Annotated in this window: 12 protein-coding genes and 1 pseudogene; 2 read left to right on the top strand and 11 right to left on the bottom strand. The window is 65.3% G+C overall.

Annotation, left to right across the window (positions count from 1 at the left end):
* Window positions 1-90: 90 nt before the first annotated feature.
* The 9 genes from pcp to ACQY78_RS01615 all read right to left on the bottom strand — a co-directional run bounded on the left by pcp (window position 91) and on the right by ACQY78_RS01615 (window position 11,850).
* Complete coding sequence (gene pcp / locus ACQY78_RS01655) at window positions 91-732, bottom strand: pyroglutamyl-peptidase I (RefSeq protein WP_428682134.1); 642 nt, start codon at window positions 730-732, stop codon at window positions 91-93.
* A 72-nt stretch (window positions 733-804) separates the two neighbouring features.
* Window positions 805-1,602, bottom strand: coding sequence for an FAD binding domain-containing protein (locus ACQY78_RS01650; protein WP_428682132.1), 798 nt, complete (start codon window positions 1,600-1,602; stop codon window positions 805-807).
* A gap of 15 nt (window positions 1,603-1,617) precedes the next feature.
* On the bottom strand, window positions 1,618-4,002 hold the full coding sequence (locus ACQY78_RS01645; RefSeq protein ID WP_428682130.1) for a xanthine dehydrogenase family protein molybdopterin-binding subunit: 2,385 nt from the start codon (window positions 4,000-4,002) through the stop codon (window positions 1,618-1,620).
* Between the two features lie 3 nt (window positions 4,003-4,005).
* Window positions 4,006-4,491 (bottom strand): (2Fe-2S)-binding protein, encoded by a 486-nt coding sequence (locus ACQY78_RS01640; protein ID WP_428682128.1) that lies wholly within the window; start codon window positions 4,489-4,491, stop codon window positions 4,006-4,008.
* A gap of 267 nt (window positions 4,492-4,758) precedes the next feature.
* Entirely contained in the window at window positions 4,759-5,220 is a 462-nt protein-coding gene (locus ACQY78_RS01635) for an SRPBCC family protein (RefSeq protein ID WP_298316623.1), read from the bottom strand.
* Between the two features lie 22 nt (window positions 5,221-5,242).
* Window positions 5,243-7,174, bottom strand: a complete 1,932-nt coding sequence (locus ACQY78_RS01630; RefSeq protein WP_428682126.1) for a hypothetical protein — start codon at window positions 7,172-7,174, stop codon at window positions 5,243-5,245.
* 63 nt (window positions 7,175-7,237) lie between these two features.
* The gene (locus tag ACQY78_RS01625) at window positions 7,238-8,335 is read right to left on the bottom strand and encodes a M14 family metallopeptidase (RefSeq protein ID WP_428682124.1); all 1,098 of its coding nucleotides are present in this window, start codon (window positions 8,333-8,335) and stop codon (window positions 7,238-7,240) included.
* Window positions 8,336-8,636: 301 nt separating this feature from the next.
* Window positions 8,637-9,449: a hypothetical protein gene (locus tag ACQY78_RS01620; RefSeq protein WP_428682122.1), complete on the bottom strand. Its 813-nt coding sequence runs from the start codon at window positions 9,447-9,449 to the stop codon at window positions 8,637-8,639.
* Window positions 9,430-11,850 carry a hypothetical protein gene (locus tag ACQY78_RS01615; RefSeq protein WP_428682120.1) on the bottom strand — a complete coding sequence of 807 codons (2,421 nt, stop codon included), beginning with the start codon at window positions 11,848-11,850 and terminating at the stop codon, window positions 9,430-9,432. The genes ACQY78_RS01620 and ACQY78_RS01615 overlap by 20 nt, the downstream gene beginning before the upstream one ends.
* Window positions 11,851-12,332: 482 nt before the next feature.
* On the opposite strand from ACQY78_RS01615, the pseudogene ACQY78_RS01610 reads away from it, so the two are divergent.
* A pseudogene (locus ACQY78_RS01610) lies at window positions 12,333-12,512 on the top strand (helix-turn-helix domain-containing protein); the annotation flags it as partial.
* 310 nt (window positions 12,513-12,822) lie between these two features.
* Here ACQY78_RS01610 and ACQY78_RS01605 read toward each other — a convergent pair.
* On the bottom strand, window positions 12,823-13,578 hold the full coding sequence (locus ACQY78_RS01605; protein ID WP_428682118.1) for an SDR family NAD(P)-dependent oxidoreductase: 756 nt from the start codon (window positions 13,576-13,578) through the stop codon (window positions 12,823-12,825).
* A gap of 16 nt (window positions 13,579-13,594) precedes the next feature.
* Window positions 13,595-14,572, bottom strand: coding sequence for an NADPH:quinone oxidoreductase family protein (locus ACQY78_RS01600; protein ID WP_428682116.1), 978 nt, complete (start codon window positions 14,570-14,572; stop codon window positions 13,595-13,597).
* Between the two features lie 106 nt (window positions 14,573-14,678).
* Between ACQY78_RS01600 and ACQY78_RS01595 the strand changes: the two genes are divergently transcribed.
* Window positions 14,679-15,134 (top strand): MaoC family dehydratase, encoded by a 456-nt coding sequence (locus ACQY78_RS01595; RefSeq protein WP_428682114.1) that lies wholly within the window; start codon window positions 14,679-14,681, stop codon window positions 15,132-15,134.

The following is a 15,134-nucleotide window of genomic DNA, read 5'->3' as shown; positions in this document are numbered from 1 at the left end:
GAGACTGGAACCAAGGGAGCGCGCCACTGCCGCGGCGCTCGTCCCTTGGCTACTGACGAAGCATGAGCGCCACGGGAGTGGCGCGCTCCATTAAGAAATCCGGCCTTCGGCGGTGTGGATGTCCGTCGTCCGGTCGGCGCTGGTCGCAACGATGATCGCGATCCCGCGCACGATGTCGTCGACGGCCATCGACGGCGCACCGCCCAGCCGCGCCGCCTGCTCGGGTACGTAGGGAATGTGCAGGAAGCCGCCGCGCATCTTCGCCGGGTGGGTCGCGATGATGTCCATCAGCGAATAGAGGATGTGGTTGCAGACGAAGGTGCCGGCGGTGTTGGACACGTTGGCGGGGAACCCCGCCTTGCGCATCTCCGCAACGCAGGCCTTGACCGGCAGGGTCGCGAAATAGGCGGCCGGACCATCGGCGCGCACCGGCACGTCGATCGGTTGCTTGCGATCGTTGTCGGGGATGCGCGCGTCCTGGAGGTTGATGCCGATCCGCTCGAGGCTGAGCTCGGTGCGGCCGCCGGCCTGGCCGACGCACAGCACGATGTCGGGCTTCGCCTCGTCGATCGCCTTGCGCAGCACAGTCGCGGACTTTGCATAGGACGTCGGAAGCACCGCGGTCACCACGCTCACCGTCCCGATCTTCTTCCTGAGCCGGCTCACCGCCAGGGACGACGGATTGACCGCGTCGCCGCCGAACGGATCGAAGCCTGTAACCAGAGCCTTCATGTCGTACCCGCTTCAAAAGAAAGGGCGCCCGGTTAGGGGCGCCCTAATGTTAGTCCCAGGATAGCCAATCAGCTACTTGTTGGCCTTGTCGACCGCGCGGCGGGCCATCACGCCCACCAGGTGGGCGCGATATTCGGCGCTGCCGTGGATGTCGCTGTTCAGGCCGTCGGCCGGCACCTTGATGTCCTTGATGGCGTCCGACGAGAAGTTCTTCGACAGCGCCTCTTCCATCGCCTTCACGCGGAAGACGCTGGGGCCGGCGCCCGTCACCGCGACGCGCACGCCCGCCGCCGTCTTGGCGACGAACACACCGACCATCGCGTAGCGCGAGGCCGGGTTCGGGAACTTCATATAGGCGGCCTTTTCGGCCTTCGGGAAGCTGATGGCGGTGATGATCTCGCCCTCTCCCAGCGCTGTCTCGAACAGGCCTTTGAAGAAAGCGTCGGCAGTATGCTTGCCGGTGTTGGTCGTCACCGTGGCATTCAGTGCCACCACGGCCGCCGGATAGTCGGCCGCCGGATCGTTGTTGGCGACCGAGCCGCCCATCGTGCCGCGGTTGCGGACCTGCGGATCGCCGATATGGCCGGCCAGGTCGGCCAGTGCCGGAATGACCTTCTTCACGTCGGCCGAAGTCGCGACGTCGCCATGCTTGGTCATGCCGCCGATGACGACGTTGTCGCCTTCGATCTTGATGCCGGCCAGTTCCTTGAGGCCGCCGAGATCGACAACGTCGCTCGGCCGGGCCAGACGCTGCTTCAGCGTCGGGATCAGGGTCATGCCGCCCGACATCGGGCGGGCTTCTTCATTGCCCTTGAGCAGGGCGATCGCGTCGGCAACCGACTTCGGACGATGATAGGCAAAATCGTACATCTGGATTTCCTCCGTTTACTCGGCCGCCGCGTGCTGGGCGCCCTGGATCGACTGCCACACGTTGAGCGGCGTGGCGGGCATTTCCACGTGCTTGACGCCGACCGGCGCCAGCGCGTTGTGAACCGCATTCATCACGGCCGCGGGCGCCGCAATGGCCCCCGCTTCGCCGCATCCCTTCACGCCCAGCGGATTGTGCGGGCACGGGGTGACTTTGTAGCCGAGCTTGAACGACGGGAAGTTGTCGGCGCGCGGCATCGTGTAGTCCATGAACGAGCCGCTCAGCAGCTGGCCCGTCGCCTTATCGTAGACCGCACCCTCGAACAGTGCCTGACCGACACCCTGGACGATGCCGCCATGGACCTGTCCCTCGACGATCATCGGATTGATGATGTTGCCGAAATCGTCGACCGCGGTATGGGCGATGACCTCGACGATGCCGGTCTCCGGATCGATCTCGACCTCGCAGATCTGCGTTCCGGATGGATAGACGAAGTTCGCCGGATCGTAGAAGGCGTTCTCGTCCATGCCCGGCTCGAGCTCGGCGTGCGGATAGTTGTGCGGCACGTAGGCGGCGAACACCGCCTGGGCCAGCGGCACGTTCTTGTCCGTGCCCGCCACCTTGAAGGTGCCGTTCTCGAACACGACGTCGGCCACGTCGGCTTCCATCAGATGGGCCGCGATCTTCTTGCCCTTTGCGATGATCTTGTCAGTCGCCTTCATGATCGCCGAGCCTCCGACGGCCAGCGAGCGGCTGCCGTAGGTGCCCATGCCGAAGGGCGTGGTCGCGGTATCGCCGTGCACGATTTCGATCTGGTCCATCGGCACGCCCAGCCGGTCGTGGATCAGCTGGGCGAAGGTGGTCTCGTGACCCTGGCCGTGGCTGTGCGCCCCGGTCATGACCTGGACATTGCCGGTCGGGTTGAACTTGATCTGCGCCGATTCCCACTGGCCGACGCCGGCCCCCAGGGAGCCTACGACTTGCGAGGGCGCGAGGCCGCAGGCCTCGATGTAGGACGAGAAACCGATGCCGCGCAGCTTGCCGCGCGCCTTGGCTTCCGCCCGCCTTGCCTCGAAGCCCGGATAGTCGGCGATCTTCATCGCCTCGTCGATGATCGGCGGGTAGTTGCCCGAATCGTACTGCAGCGCCACCGGCGTCTGGTACGGGAAGGCCGTCGTCGGGATGAAGTTCTTCCGGCGCAACTCGGCCGGATCCATCCTCAGCTCGGCGGCCGCCTTGCTGACGATCGTCTCGATGACGAACGTCGCCTCGGGGCGTCCGGCGCCGCGATAGGCATCGACCGGCGCCGTGTGCGTCACCGCCGCCTTCACGTTGGCGTAGATGAGCGGCGTCGTGTACTGGCCGGCCAGCAGGGTCGCATAGAGGTAGGTCGGGACCGCTGTCGAGAAGGTCGACAGGTAGGCGCCCATGTTGGCGATCGTCTCGACCTTGAGGGCCAGGAACTTGCCCTCCTTGTCGAGAGCGAGTTCAGCGTGCGTGACGTGGTCGCGACCGTGGCAGTCGGTCTGGAACGACTCGCTGCGCTCGGCCGTCCACTTGATCGGCCGGCCGACCCGCGAGGCCGCCCAGCACACCATCGTCTCGTCGGCGTAGCAGAAGATCTTGCTGCCGAAGCCGCCGCCGACGTCCGGGGCGATGACCCGCAGCTTGTGCTCGGGAATGCCCAGCACGAACGCCGACAGGATCAGACGCAGCACATGCGGGTTCTGCGAGGTCGACCAGAGCGTGTAGTTGCCCGTGCCCTTGTCGTATTCGGCTGCCGCGGCGCGCGGCTCCATGGCATTGGGAATCAGGCGATTGTTGACGATGTCCATTTTGGTGACGTGCGCCGCCTTGGCGAACGCCGCCTCGACATCGGCCTTCACGCCGATCTCCCAGTCGTAGATCAGGTTGCCCGGCGCCTCGCCGTGAACCTGCGGGGCGTCCTTGTCGAATGCCCTGGCGAGGTCGACGTTGGCCGGAAGCACCTCGTAGTCGACCTTGATCGCCTCGGCCGCATCTTTGGCCTCGTCATGGCTGTTGGCCACGACCATGGCGACCGTGTCTCCGACGTAGCGGACCGTATCGACCGCCATCACCGGGTGCGGCGGCGCCTTGTGCGGCTCACCGTTCTTGTCCTTCACCACCCAGCCGCAGATCAGGCCGCCCACCTTGGCGTCGACAAGATCTTTGCCGGTGAAGATATTGACGACGCCAGGACTCTTCTCCGCTGCCGAAATGTCGATGCTCTTGATCTTCGCATGGGCATGCGGCGAACGCAGGAAATACGCGTAGGTCGCCCGGGCGAGGGGCAGATCGTCGACATAGCGACCGGTCCCGGTCAGGAAGCGCTTGTCTTCCGTACGCAGGACGCGGGCACCGATTCCGGTGGCGGAGGTCATGGCTTACACCCCTGCGGTTTTCATAGCCGGCGCAGCGGCCAGGATTGCCTTCACGATGTTGTGGTAGCCGGTGCAACGGCAGAGATTGCCTTCGAGCTCGCGGCGCACCGTGGCCTCGTCGAGCACGTAGTTGTGGCGCTTCACCATGTCGATGGCGCTCATCACCATGCCGGGGGTGCAGAAGCCGCACTGCAGGGCATGGTTGTCGCGGAAGGCTTCCTGCATCGGGTGCAGCTTGTCGGCGCTCGGGGCCAGACCTTCGATGGTCGTGACCTGCGCGCCCTCGGCCTGGACCGCGAGCATGGTGCACGACTTCACCGACTGGCCGTCGACGTGGACGACGCAGGCGCCGCACTGGCTGGTGTCGCAGCCGACATGGGTCCCGGTCATGCCGAGATTTTCACGCAGGAACTGAACCAGCAGCGTGCGCGCCTCGACCTTGCCCGAGACGGACTTGCCGTTGACGGTCATGGCGACGGAAATGGTCATACTCAATCTCCCCTCACGTATTGGTTCGCGCGGCTGCGGCTATGCGCGGCCGCCGGGCATTGCCCACGACTCTCGCAAGCCCTTCACGTGGCGGTCAAGGGAATTGCAAGTTACGGGTCGCTAACTGCTAACGACTCGCAAGAAAGACAAGGATCAGCACGGCGGCGCCGACACCGATGACGGTCCAGTGACGAAATCCGCGCTGCGCTGCAGCAGACGGCACCGGAGGCGGCAGATCTCCCGACGGGCTCGACGGCGGCATCGTCATCACGCAGCCGCGACGGGCGGCGGCGCGCCGACGCTCTCCGCGAACTTGCCGAAGAACTGATCGGCCAGCTTCTTGGCCGTGCCGGTGATCAGGCGGGCGCCGACCTGGGCGATCTTGCCGCCGACCTGGGCGTCGACCTCGTATTTCAGGATCGTGTCGCTGCCGTCTTCCGTGAGGGCCACCACCGCGCCGCCCTTGGCAAAGCCCGCAACGCCGCCCTGCCCTTCGCCGGAGATCCGGTAGCCGTTCGGCGGATCGATGTCGGAGAGCGTCACCTTGCCCGAGAACGCAGCACTCACCGGTCCGATGCGCAGGCGCACCTTCGCGGTCATCTCGGTGGGTGAAAGCATCTCCAGCGACTCGCATCCCGGAATGCAGGCCTGCAGAATGGCCTGGTCGTTCAGCGCCGCGAAGACCTTCTCCCGCGATGCCGCAATCCTGTACTCGCCCTTGATTTCCATCTCGTAACTCCCGGCTCAGCGCCTACCATTTGTTCGTATAGGAGTCCGGCGGCAATTCTGCCAGAGGCTCGCGTACCGATACATAGATGGTGGCGATATACGGAACGGCCATCAGCAGCGCCATGAACGCGAACCAGTTGGCCTGGGTGTTCCAGAGCAACGTGCGGATGACCCAGCGGCCACCATCGGTCGACACGAAACCGCCGGCGCCGCCATCATGCAGCTTGATCGCCCCTTCGGTGATGACCAGCACGACGGCCCAGAAGACCAGCATCGAGGCCAGCACGATCTCGGGCAGGACCGGCGCGAACCGGCTCATCCGCCGGTCCATCCGCACGGAGCCGCGGCTGCCGTCGTAGCCCAGCAGGCGGCCGAAGGAGAGCGCCTTGGCGACGCGATGATCGCGCACGACCGGATCGGTGCGCAGGATGGTGGTCGTCTTCCACAGCATCAGCACGATGCTCGGGATGACGAAGCTCCACATCGGGAAATCGCGGTAGCGGCCGTCGATCGCGATCTGGCGGAACCAGTCGCCGATGCGGATCACCCCGTCGTACCAGTCGATGCTGATCACGATCAGGTAGAAGATGCAGAGGAGCGTGAGCACGAGATAGAGCATCTGCGCCATCAGGTCGGCGCGCTGGACGATGCGGTAACGCGGTAGCTCCCGCCAGGCCCGCCACGAATCGCGCACGCGTGCCCCATAGAGCGACGGGTCAGCCATCCGTCCGGTCAGGCTGTCGGCGATGCCGCGCAGCAGGGCGTAGCTGAACAAGGCCAGCAGGATCGCCCAGAAGGCGATGCCGAGGGTTTTCTCGAAGTAGAAATTGCGGGTCAGGTCAACCCAAGTCGCCTGCACGTAACAGGTCGCCACGAGTTGGGCGAAGAACGCGAAGAGGCAGATGCCCTTCCAGTCGCCGCCCTGGCGGCGGCTGGCAAAGGCGAGCACGAGCAAGGCGCCGGCGATCGTCGAAATGGTGAACAGGATCTGCCAGTGCGGCTCCGCCCTCACCGGCTTCCCCAATTCGAACTTGTCGTGCCGCTGGGCGTCCAGCAGGCCCCATTCGGCGCCCACGGTGCCTTCCTGCCGCGCCTTCCAGTACTGGTCGAACGCCTCGATGACGTTGTAGTCGAACCCTTCCCGCTCGGCGGCGCCACGGAAGATCGAGAAGTACTTCACCTGCTCGACACGGCCCGGCCGCGCGTCGGAACGCATGCGGCCGTCGCTGGGCCAGCCCGTCTCGCCGATCACGATCTTCTTGCCGGGAAAGCGCGCCTGGACCTTCTTGTAGATATCGACCAGGTGCTTCTCGATCGAAAGCTGGCCGTCGGCCTCGCGGCGGTCGAGCCCGATCGGCTCGTCCTCCCAGTAAGGCAGGATGTGAATGGTGATGAAGTCGACCTCGTCGGCCAGAGACGGGTTGCGCAGCCAGAATTCCCAGACGTCGGCGTAGGTGACCGGCTGAGTCACACGCTGCTTCACCTGCCGGATGTAGCGGCGCAGCTCGTTCGCGGTGAGGTCCTTGCGCAGCAGCACCTCGTTGCCGACGATCACCCGCTCGACCGTGTCCTTGTACTTGTTGGCATGGTCGATCAGCAGGTTGATCTGCTCGAGATTTTCCTTGTCGTTGTTGTTCAGCCAGGCGCCGTGCCAGACCTTGAGCCCGTACTTGCCGGCGCGCTGTGGCACCGTCTCGAGATTCTCACCCGAGGAATAAGTGCGGACCGCCCCGACCTTGCCCTGGAGGCGCTTGAGATCGGCCTCGATCTGATCGGGCGTCGGGAAGGTGCGCGTGAGCGGACTCTGGCCCGGCCGGTAGGGAGCGAAGGATACGCTCTGGAGAGGCGCGGCATTCCAACCGGCTATTTCGACCGGCCGGTTCGGAACCCACCACCACAGGAAATTGAGAGCCGCCACGACCGCGAAAGCCAGCAGCGCCACGAGTGCACGCATGGGGAGGCTTGTAGCAGGATCGCTGAGCGGGCGTATGGCTTTTCGAGGGCTTGTCCCCAAAAGCTAGAGCGGGCCGCGCTGAAGGCCGGCGATGGCCTGGCGCACGACCTGATGGCCGCGGAACAGCACGGCCTCCTTCCAGTCGTCGGTCTCCGGGTAGAACTGGCGGCGCATCGCCTTGCGCACCGCCTCGGCTTCCTTGCCTAGCGGGTCGCCGTATTTGTGCAGCCAGTGATCGGCCCGGAAGGCCTTCTGGCCGCTCTCGCGATCGAAGGTGCCGTATTCGAGGGTGCACATGGTGAGCCGGGTCTGCGGCTCCATCAGCACGCGGTTCAGCCCGTAATGGCCGAGCCCGTCGCGCGCCTGCGAGGCCGTCTGGCCCCGTTTCGATTCCGTGACCGACTCGCCCCAGAAGCTCCGCACCCGGCGCGAGCCGCCGGTGCCGATGTCGTAATGGGTGATCGGTTCGCCGTAGCCGTAGGGACCGAGGCCGGTATGGAAGTCAACCACGGCCACGTCATCGCGGCCCTTCAGGTATCGGTCGACGATGGCGTGCAGGGTGCGGTTCGACCAGGCCGGTCCGCCGCCGCCGAAGAACATGCCGTCGGCATGGCTGTACTGGCCGCCCGAGACGGCGCGGAAGAACTCGACGTCGCCCACCTTCCGGCGGAAGGCCGCCAGCCTGCCATCGGCCGCCGCCCGCCCCGCCTCGCTGAAATCCGCCGGCACGAGATCGTCGGCGATCTCGAGATAGCCCTCGTTCACCGGATAGGGCTTGGAGTGGTCGACATAGTTGCGGTTGAGGTCGTTGCCCTCCTCCGTGACGCGCCGCGTCCAGGCGAAGCCGTAGGGGTTGATGGCATGCACGAACAGCGCCGCGGTGCCCTTCGGCAGTCCCGAGACACCGACGCCGGCCAGCCAGTCGACCTGGAAGCCCGAGCCGCAATAACCCTCGATCCCGTGCGTCGACGAGATCGTGACCATCACCTTCGAGGCGTCCGCCGGCCCGACCCAGGCCACATCCGTCGACAGGGACTCTCCCTTCGGACCCTTGGTCGGGTTGTCGTAGCGAAAGGTCTGGGCGTCGGTGAGCCGGGCGGCGGCCAGAAACTTTTCGCGCGCCTCGCTGTAGTCGGCGGCGAAGGAGGCAATGTTGTTCATGGTCGACGATACCTCGTCCAAAGCTACACACATTTCAAAAGACGCCGTCAGACTCCTCCCTGTTGTTTGGGAAGGAGACGTGGCGAACACATAACAAATTAGCCTAGTTTATGGGTGGAAATCGATGGGCTTGAGCACGACGTTGCGGAACACTAGATGCCTGTCATGTTCACCTCCGTTCAACGGCCCATCGCGGCCTGACGCGCGTTCTTGCCGTCGCGCCATCGATACGGCCGGGCGTGTGGGCGCCGACGGCCATTGCCTGGCTCACCTGCATCACTTCTGTTGATGCAGTTGCCAGCTAGACTCTTCCCGACGTCAAATTTGCGAAGGCCGGCTTCTCGACGCCGGTCATCGTGTCGTAGGCCTTGAGGATCGTCTCCTCCGGCGTCCGCGTGACGCCGCTGTCGTGGTAGATCGCCTTCAGCCACATCGCCATTCTCGTATGATAGCCGTTCATGATGAAGCATTCCGACATGACCTTGCGCAGCATTTCTTCGCCCTTGGCGACATAGGCCGCGTCGGGCTTGCCACCGGCGGCGAGATGACGGCAAGCCCACTGCCCATACATCAGTTCCGCCCGCACGATCGCCGGTGCTGACGAAGGGCTGGTGGTGAGTCCAGCCTCCTGACAGAGCTTCAGGCCGACGTCATAGCGTCGCGCCGCAAGGTTGAGCGGTAGGGCGAGTTCGAGCCCCTCCAGCATCAGCAGCTTCGCGCCGTTGGGCTCGAAGCGGTCGAACTGGTCCCATTGTCTCCAGTCGGCCTCGCTTGCGCGACCGAACTCGGCCACCGCTGAATCGCCATCGATCAGCCACTTGCACAGGCCCAGCGTCTGCCACCACTGATAGGCGTAGAATGATTCCTCGGAATCCTTGCCTTCTGGCCACGCCGATTGTGACTCCATCCAGCCCGCGAGCGCCCGCGCTAGCGGCAACACCTGCTCGCGCAAGCCCAGGAGATGGGCGTGGACCAGGTTTCTCAGTTTAGTAGCCATATAGTGCGAGCGATTAAATGGCCCGGTCGTTTCCGGCTCGAACTTAGTTGCAATCGCCAGAAGAAAATCCAGGTAGAACTGGCGATCGCTTTCGGGCTCAAAAATCCTCGGCATCACGGCCTCCCTGCGGATAGACGACAGCGCGCTCGCTACCTGCGATTCGTTCAACCACACCGTTGCGGGCGCTTCCAGTCCCCACCGTGACGATGGTCACGTTCCTATTGGCTAAATTCTCCAATGCTCTGGCGCCGGCTTCAGGTGACAAGCGTCCATTCTTCATCGCCGCATTAATGGTGTCTTCAGCATGTTGCAGGGCGGCACCCAAAGACCGCGGCGTCTGATGCGCCCGGCCGCTCGGACCTATCGACGTATCAGAGCCGCGCCATTTGGAATCCCAGAAGTGAATCTCGCCGTTACGATCGACCGAGATCACATCAGGCCCCCGCTGGCCCGCCTTCCTGCCGAAGTCTATCACCGTGTGATCCGGGAAATGCCGCGCGATGTCGTTGGCCAGCCCGAACTCTCCGCGCAATCCCTTCCGATGGTTCTCGTTGTCGGGCAAGTAATCGCGTCCTGCCGCCGGTTCACCGACGCGGGGATCGAGTTTGATTCCGATTGCCGTGTCTATGCCGTTAGGACCGACATACTCGTCCCTTTTGGCCAGTTGTGCTCTCTCGTCCAGCCAGTCACTGGGAGATTGAGGCGATGGTTTCTGTTCAGCAGCGGCTGCCGCTCCAGCCGTATCGGGTGCGGATTGCGTGCCCGATGGCTGGGGTGAAGGTGGAAACCAACGCCGCAAATTCTCGATTGCCTGTGGCAGTCCAGGCGCCACCGGCGGCCGGTTGTGCCCGATGCCTGGTGCGGGCTGTTGGCCTGTCGCCGCAGGGGGGCGGGGCGGTGGGGGAACGCGACCGCCTCCGCCACCGCGAGCGCCGCCACCTCCGGCTTGCGCGAGAATGATGTTCTGCGGATCGAAGGCTTCGCCTACCTGCGCGCTGCCGTCGTCGTTATGGACAACGAGGGGCTCTGCCCCATCGAGCGCGTCCTTCCCCTCAAGCTCTGGCGGCAGCGCTTCGACCGACTCATCGCCGACCCGGACGATATTTGGATCGTCTTCCACGCGCGGCAGCACGTCGCCGACCAAGCCGCGAATGTCGGCCATCGTCGGCAGTTTGCCCTCGACAGGCTCGAAGGCGCCTAAGAGCCTGTCGAGCTGTTGCCGTGCCGTCCGGGCCTCCTCGCCGTCGGGATCGACTTTGGCAGCGCGCAACCCCTCGCCCAGGAACAGGCGACCGAGACGGTGACGCTCGAAGGCCGGATCGGATTTGCCTTCGGCGAGAGTCTGCTGGAGTTTGGTCAGGCGGTTGTAGTCGCTGTCGCCGAGCGACAGCCGGTATTGCGTGAGATCTAGGCCAACAAAGCTTTCCGGCTCGTGCACGGCCTGGTCGTCGAGCCTGTCGTAGAGGTCTTGATCGGTAACGACGCGGCCGCCGTTGGTGGCTGCGGCCTCCAGTCGGTCCGTCTGCTCCGGGCTTAACCCGTCGCGCAGCTCCGCAGGCATCGCCATCAGGGGCGCCGCGGGATTGGCGCCGAGCCAATCGAGCGCGCTTGTGGCCGCGCGGCCTCGCGTTGCCTGCCACGCCCGGTCGGCGCGCGCGTGTTCGACCCGTGCCATTCGGGTCACCTGCGCTCGCACCTCGGGCGAGGCGTCCGGCGGTGTCGCCTCGGCGGCGCGCGCCTGGTAGTCGTCGAGGTCGGGCCGGCGTGTCGGATCGTCCGGCGTGTCGGCCAGACCGCCGACGATCTCCGTTACGCGACGCTCCTCGCGCGCCCGTTCGATCCTGCGCTCGACCGCCGCCTGCCGCTCCGGCTGGATTACGTCGCGTGCGTGGTCGTAAAGCTTCGCCGCGCGCTCGGGATCCTGGCCGATCGCGGCCTCCACCGCGCCGGCATAGAGATCGCTCAGGCCGGTGCGCACCGCCGTATCGGTCCGGCCCGCGTCCCAGCCTTTTCGGTCGCCCTGGTAACGCAGTTCGCCCACCGTAGCGCGGCCCAGCGTGCGCAGATGGGCCGGGTCTTGCCAGGACAGCGACGCGTCCTGCTGCAGGTCGGCGATACGCTCGGCCACGATGCGGTCGTCCAGCACCGACGTCGCCTGCTCCGCGATCCGGCCGAGGTCGCCACCGGCGCGGTCGAGACGCCGGTCGATCACCGGTTCGAGCAGGGCCTTCCGACGGGGCCCGATCGCCTGCGCCAGATAGCGGTCCTTCAGCACGCTCAGAAGCCGGGTGGTCTCGGCAATCCCGGCCAGCGCGCCCTCGGGGTCCCGGCCCGCGAGACCCGTCACCGGATCGGTCACCAGGGCACGCACCTCGCCCGCGAACCGGGTGTCGAGCTGGCGCGCGAACATCTCGTCGGCCTGGAGGCCCAGCGCGCTGCCGTCCCCAAGCTCGTTGCGCGGCCACGGGTCCGCGGCAGGCGCTGCCCAGGGCAGCCCTTCTGTCTCGATGCTTGCCATGTTCGTCTCCGTTCAGCGGCCCATCGGGGCCTGGAGGGCGTTCTTGCTGTCGCGTGGAAAGGAAAGTGGCTCCGCCGCCCGGACAGCCCCGGTCATCGTCCGCTCGTTGGCTGGCGATTTCGGCGCGTTCGATCCGGTCGATGCGACGGTCTGCAGTTACGTCGCGAGGTCAGCCTTCCGGCTGATTGGTGCTCAATGGCCGCGACAAGGCATGCGGCAAGAGGGCCGACGACAACGAGGGATAGGCAGTGTCATCGCCAGGGGCATCAAATGTTCCCAAAGATATCTCTCCTGTGAGAAGCGAGCCCTTGAGTTACTGATGAGCCGGACTTTGAGTATGCAAGCGTCAAATCTCGAGGCGAGCCGCCGGCCGGACTCGATACTGCTATCGGCTATGTGTTTTCATATCAGCGGCTGCAATTCCCGACTCTCTGATGTCCGGGATTATCCATCGCTGCTTCGTCTGACGCGCGGAGGCGGCGGAGGCCTGCGGGATGGATCGTCAGACGCTGCGCGACTGGGCTCGCCGCTACAATCACGACGGCGTCGGCGGGCTGAGCGATGCCAAGCGCAGCGGTCGTCCGGTGGCTCTGTCAGCGGACCAGCTGGAGGAGCTGAAAGCTCCGGTGCTTGCGGGTCCGGACCCGGCCTCCATGGCGTAACCGGATGGCGCTGCCTCGATGAGTGCACGGTCGTCAAGATCCTGCAGCGGCTGGGCCTGGCGTGACTGCAACCGCGCGCCCATTACCCCAGGAAGGAAGGCGCCGCGCAGTAGGCCGTTAAAAAAGATTCTCCGCCCTCGTAGCCGTGCGTTTGCTTACTACTGCTGGTCGCGATAGCGCTCGGTTCACTTCTTATAGCGGCGCTGCGAGTTCTTGATGCGCCTTTTGCGACAGCTCATGAGATGCCCGGGCTTACCCCTAGCGGCGGAAGTTTCCAGCGCCCTTGCTTCATACTCTTCTGGCCTGCGTCTCAGGTGCGCAAGGTGAGGCCGCCATCCACCACCAACTCGTGACCGGTGATGAAGTCGGCATCGTCGGACGCCAGCAGCAACGCGCCGCGGGCGATGTCGATCGGCTGGCCGAGCCGGCGCAGCGCCGCCTTCTTCTCCCAGACTTCGCGGATCTCCGGCTTGTCGAAGTTGCTCTGCGTCATGCCGCTATAGATGGCGCCCGGGCAGACATAGTTGGCGGTGATGTTGAACTTGCCGAGCTCCAGCGCCAGCGTGCGCGTCAGGCCGCCGACGCCGGCCTTGGACGCGCAATAGGCCGCCAGGCCGTAGTCGGTGTCGAAGGCCATGACCGAGGCGGTGTTGACGATGCGTGCGCGGCCCTTCTCGCGGGCCCGCAGCTTCAACGCCGGGATGGCCTCGCGGCACAGCCGGAACATCCCGCGGACGTTCACCGCGTTCACGCGATCCCACATCTCGTCGGTCATTTCCTCGACGAAGGCGCGGCCGCTGACGCCGGCATTGTTGAACAGGATGTCGAGCGCCCCGAACCGGTCCAGGGCCGCCGCCACGATCCTCTTTGGCGCGTCGTCGCCGGTGATGTCGGCCGCGAAGGCCTCGATCGCCGTGTTCCCGGCATGGACCGTGTCGATCGCCGATTCCGGCCGGTCGACCGCCAGCACCTGGGCGCCCTCCTCCGCGAACAGCTTGGCCGACGCCGCCCCGATGCCCGAGGCGGCGCCTGTCACGATTGCGATCTTGCCGGCCAGTCTGCTCATCGAAGCCTCCGTGTTGTCAGGCGACCTCGATGATGACCTTGCCGGTCGCCTTGCGCGACAGCAGGGCGTTCATGGCATCGGCCGCCTTCTCCAGCGGGAAGCGCATGGAGATGTGCGGCTTCAGCTTGCCCTCGCCGTACCAGGCCAGCATCTCGTCGAAGTTCTTGCGCGCCTCGGCGGGCTCGCGGCCGCGCCAGGCGCCGTAAAACACGCCCCGCACGTCGCAGCTCTTGAGCAGCGCGAGATTGGCCGGGAGCGACGGGATGCGGCCCGCCGCGAAGCCCACCACCAGCAGGCGCCCGTACCAGGCGATGCAGCGGATCGATTCGTCGAATGCATCGCCACCGACCGCGTCATAGATAATGTCCGCGCCCGCGCCGCCGGTCAGTTCCTTGACCTTGTCGCGCATCTTCTCCTTGGCATAGTTCACGAACATCGTGGCGCCGTACTTCTTGCAGACTTCCATCTTCTCGTCGGAGCCGACGGCGGCGATGACCTTGAGGCCCATCAACGCGCCCAGTTCGACCGCGGTGAGGCCGACGCCGCCCGACGCGCCGGTGACCAGCAGCGTCTCGCCGGGCTTGTAGCTGCTGCGCTGCTTCAGCGCGTAGTACGAAGTGCCGTAGGTCATGGTGAACGCCGCACCATCCTCGTAGCTCATGTTCTTCGGCATCGGCAGGAGTTGGATCTGGTCGACCACGGCCTCGGTGGCATAGCCGCCGCTGCCGATCATGCCGATCACGCGGTCGCCCACCTTGTAGCCGGTGACGCCCTCGCCGACCTCGGTGATGTCGCCCGCGATCTCGTGGCCCGGCGCGAAGGGGCGCGGCGGCTTGAACTGGTACTTGTCCTGGATGATCAGCGTGTCGGGAAAGTTGACGCCGGCCGCCTTGGTCGCGACGCGCACCTGGCCCTTGCCCAGCGGCTTGGACGGCATCTCCACCAGCTTCAGGCTCTCCGGCCCGCCCGGCGTTTCGCTCAGCATCGCGCGCATCGTCTTACTCCCCGTCCCGGTGTTTCATCCTGTGGCACCCTTGATACGATGGCGAGCCGGCCAGCGTCCATCCATGCTAGGAAGGCCCCCTTCCGCGAGGAGAAAGATGGCAGGACTTCATTACGAGGACTTCACCGTCGGGCGCGTGTTCGAGCACGAATGGACGCGCACCGTGACCGAGATGGACAATGTCCTGTTCAGCTCGCTCACCATGAACGTCCAGCCGCTGCATCTCGACGAGGAATTCGCCTCCAAGACCGAGTTCGGCCAGCGCATCGTCAACAGCCTGTTCACGCTCGGCTTGATGATCGGCATCACCGTGAACGACACGACCCTCGGCACAACCATCGCCAATCTCGGCATGACCGACGTGCGCTTTCCCAAGCCGGTGTTCCACGGCGACACGCTGCGGGTGCGAACCCGCGTCGTCAGCCTGCGCGAGAGCAAGTCGCGTCCCGATGCCGGCATCGTCGAGTTCGTCCACACCGCGATCAACCAGCGCGACGAGATCGTCGCCGAATGCACCCGCCAGGCGCTGATGCGCAAGAAGCCCAGGAGCTGA

The sequence above is a fragment of the Reyranella sp. genome, assembly GCF_965279625.1.
GTDB lineage: Bacteria > Pseudomonadota > Alphaproteobacteria > Reyranellales > Reyranellaceae > Reyranella.
The sequence above is the reverse complement of the archived record's forward strand: the minus strand, read 5'-3'. Positions and strand labels throughout refer to the sequence as shown.

Bases quoted from the DNA above. Each gene is read 5' to 3' on its own strand.
- pcp (WP_428682134.1), bottom strand. From the start codon at position 732: ATGAAGGCTCTGGTTACAGGCTTCGATCCGTTCGGCGGCGACGCGGTC.
- ACQY78_RS01650 (WP_428682132.1), bottom strand. From the start codon at position 1,602: ATGTACGATTTTGCCTATCATCGTCCGAAGTCGGTTGCCGACGCGATC.
- ACQY78_RS01645 (WP_428682130.1), bottom strand. From the start codon at position 4,002: ATGACCTCCGCCACCGGAATCGGTGCCCGCGTCCTGCGTACGGAAGAC.
- ACQY78_RS01640 (WP_428682128.1), bottom strand. From the start codon at position 4,491: ATGACCATTTCCGTCGCCATGACCGTCAACGGCAAGTCCGTCTCGGGC.
- ACQY78_RS01635 (WP_298316623.1), bottom strand. From the start codon at position 5,220: ATGGAAATCAAGGGCGAGTACAGGATTGCGGCATCGCGGGAGAAGGTC.
- ACQY78_RS01630 (WP_428682126.1), bottom strand. From the start codon at position 7,174: ATGCGTGCACTCGTGGCGCTGCTGGCTTTCGCGGTCGTGGCGGCTCTC.
- ACQY78_RS01625 (WP_428682124.1), bottom strand. From the start codon at position 8,335: ATGAACAACATTGCCTCCTTCGCCGCCGACTACAGCGAGGCGCGCGAA.
- ACQY78_RS01615 (WP_428682120.1), bottom strand. From the start codon at position 11,850: ATGGCAAGCATCGAGACAGAAGGGCTGCCCTGGGCAGCGCCTGCCGCG.
- ACQY78_RS01605 (WP_428682118.1), bottom strand. From the start codon at position 13,578: ATGAGCAGACTGGCCGGCAAGATCGCAATCGTGACAGGCGCCGCCTCG.
- ACQY78_RS01600 (WP_428682116.1), bottom strand. From the start codon at position 14,572: ATGCGCGCGATGCTGAGCGAAACGCCGGGCGGGCCGGAGAGCCTGAAG.
- ACQY78_RS01595 (WP_428682114.1), top strand. From the start codon at position 14,679: ATGGCAGGACTTCATTACGAGGACTTCACCGTCGGGCGCGTGTTCGAG.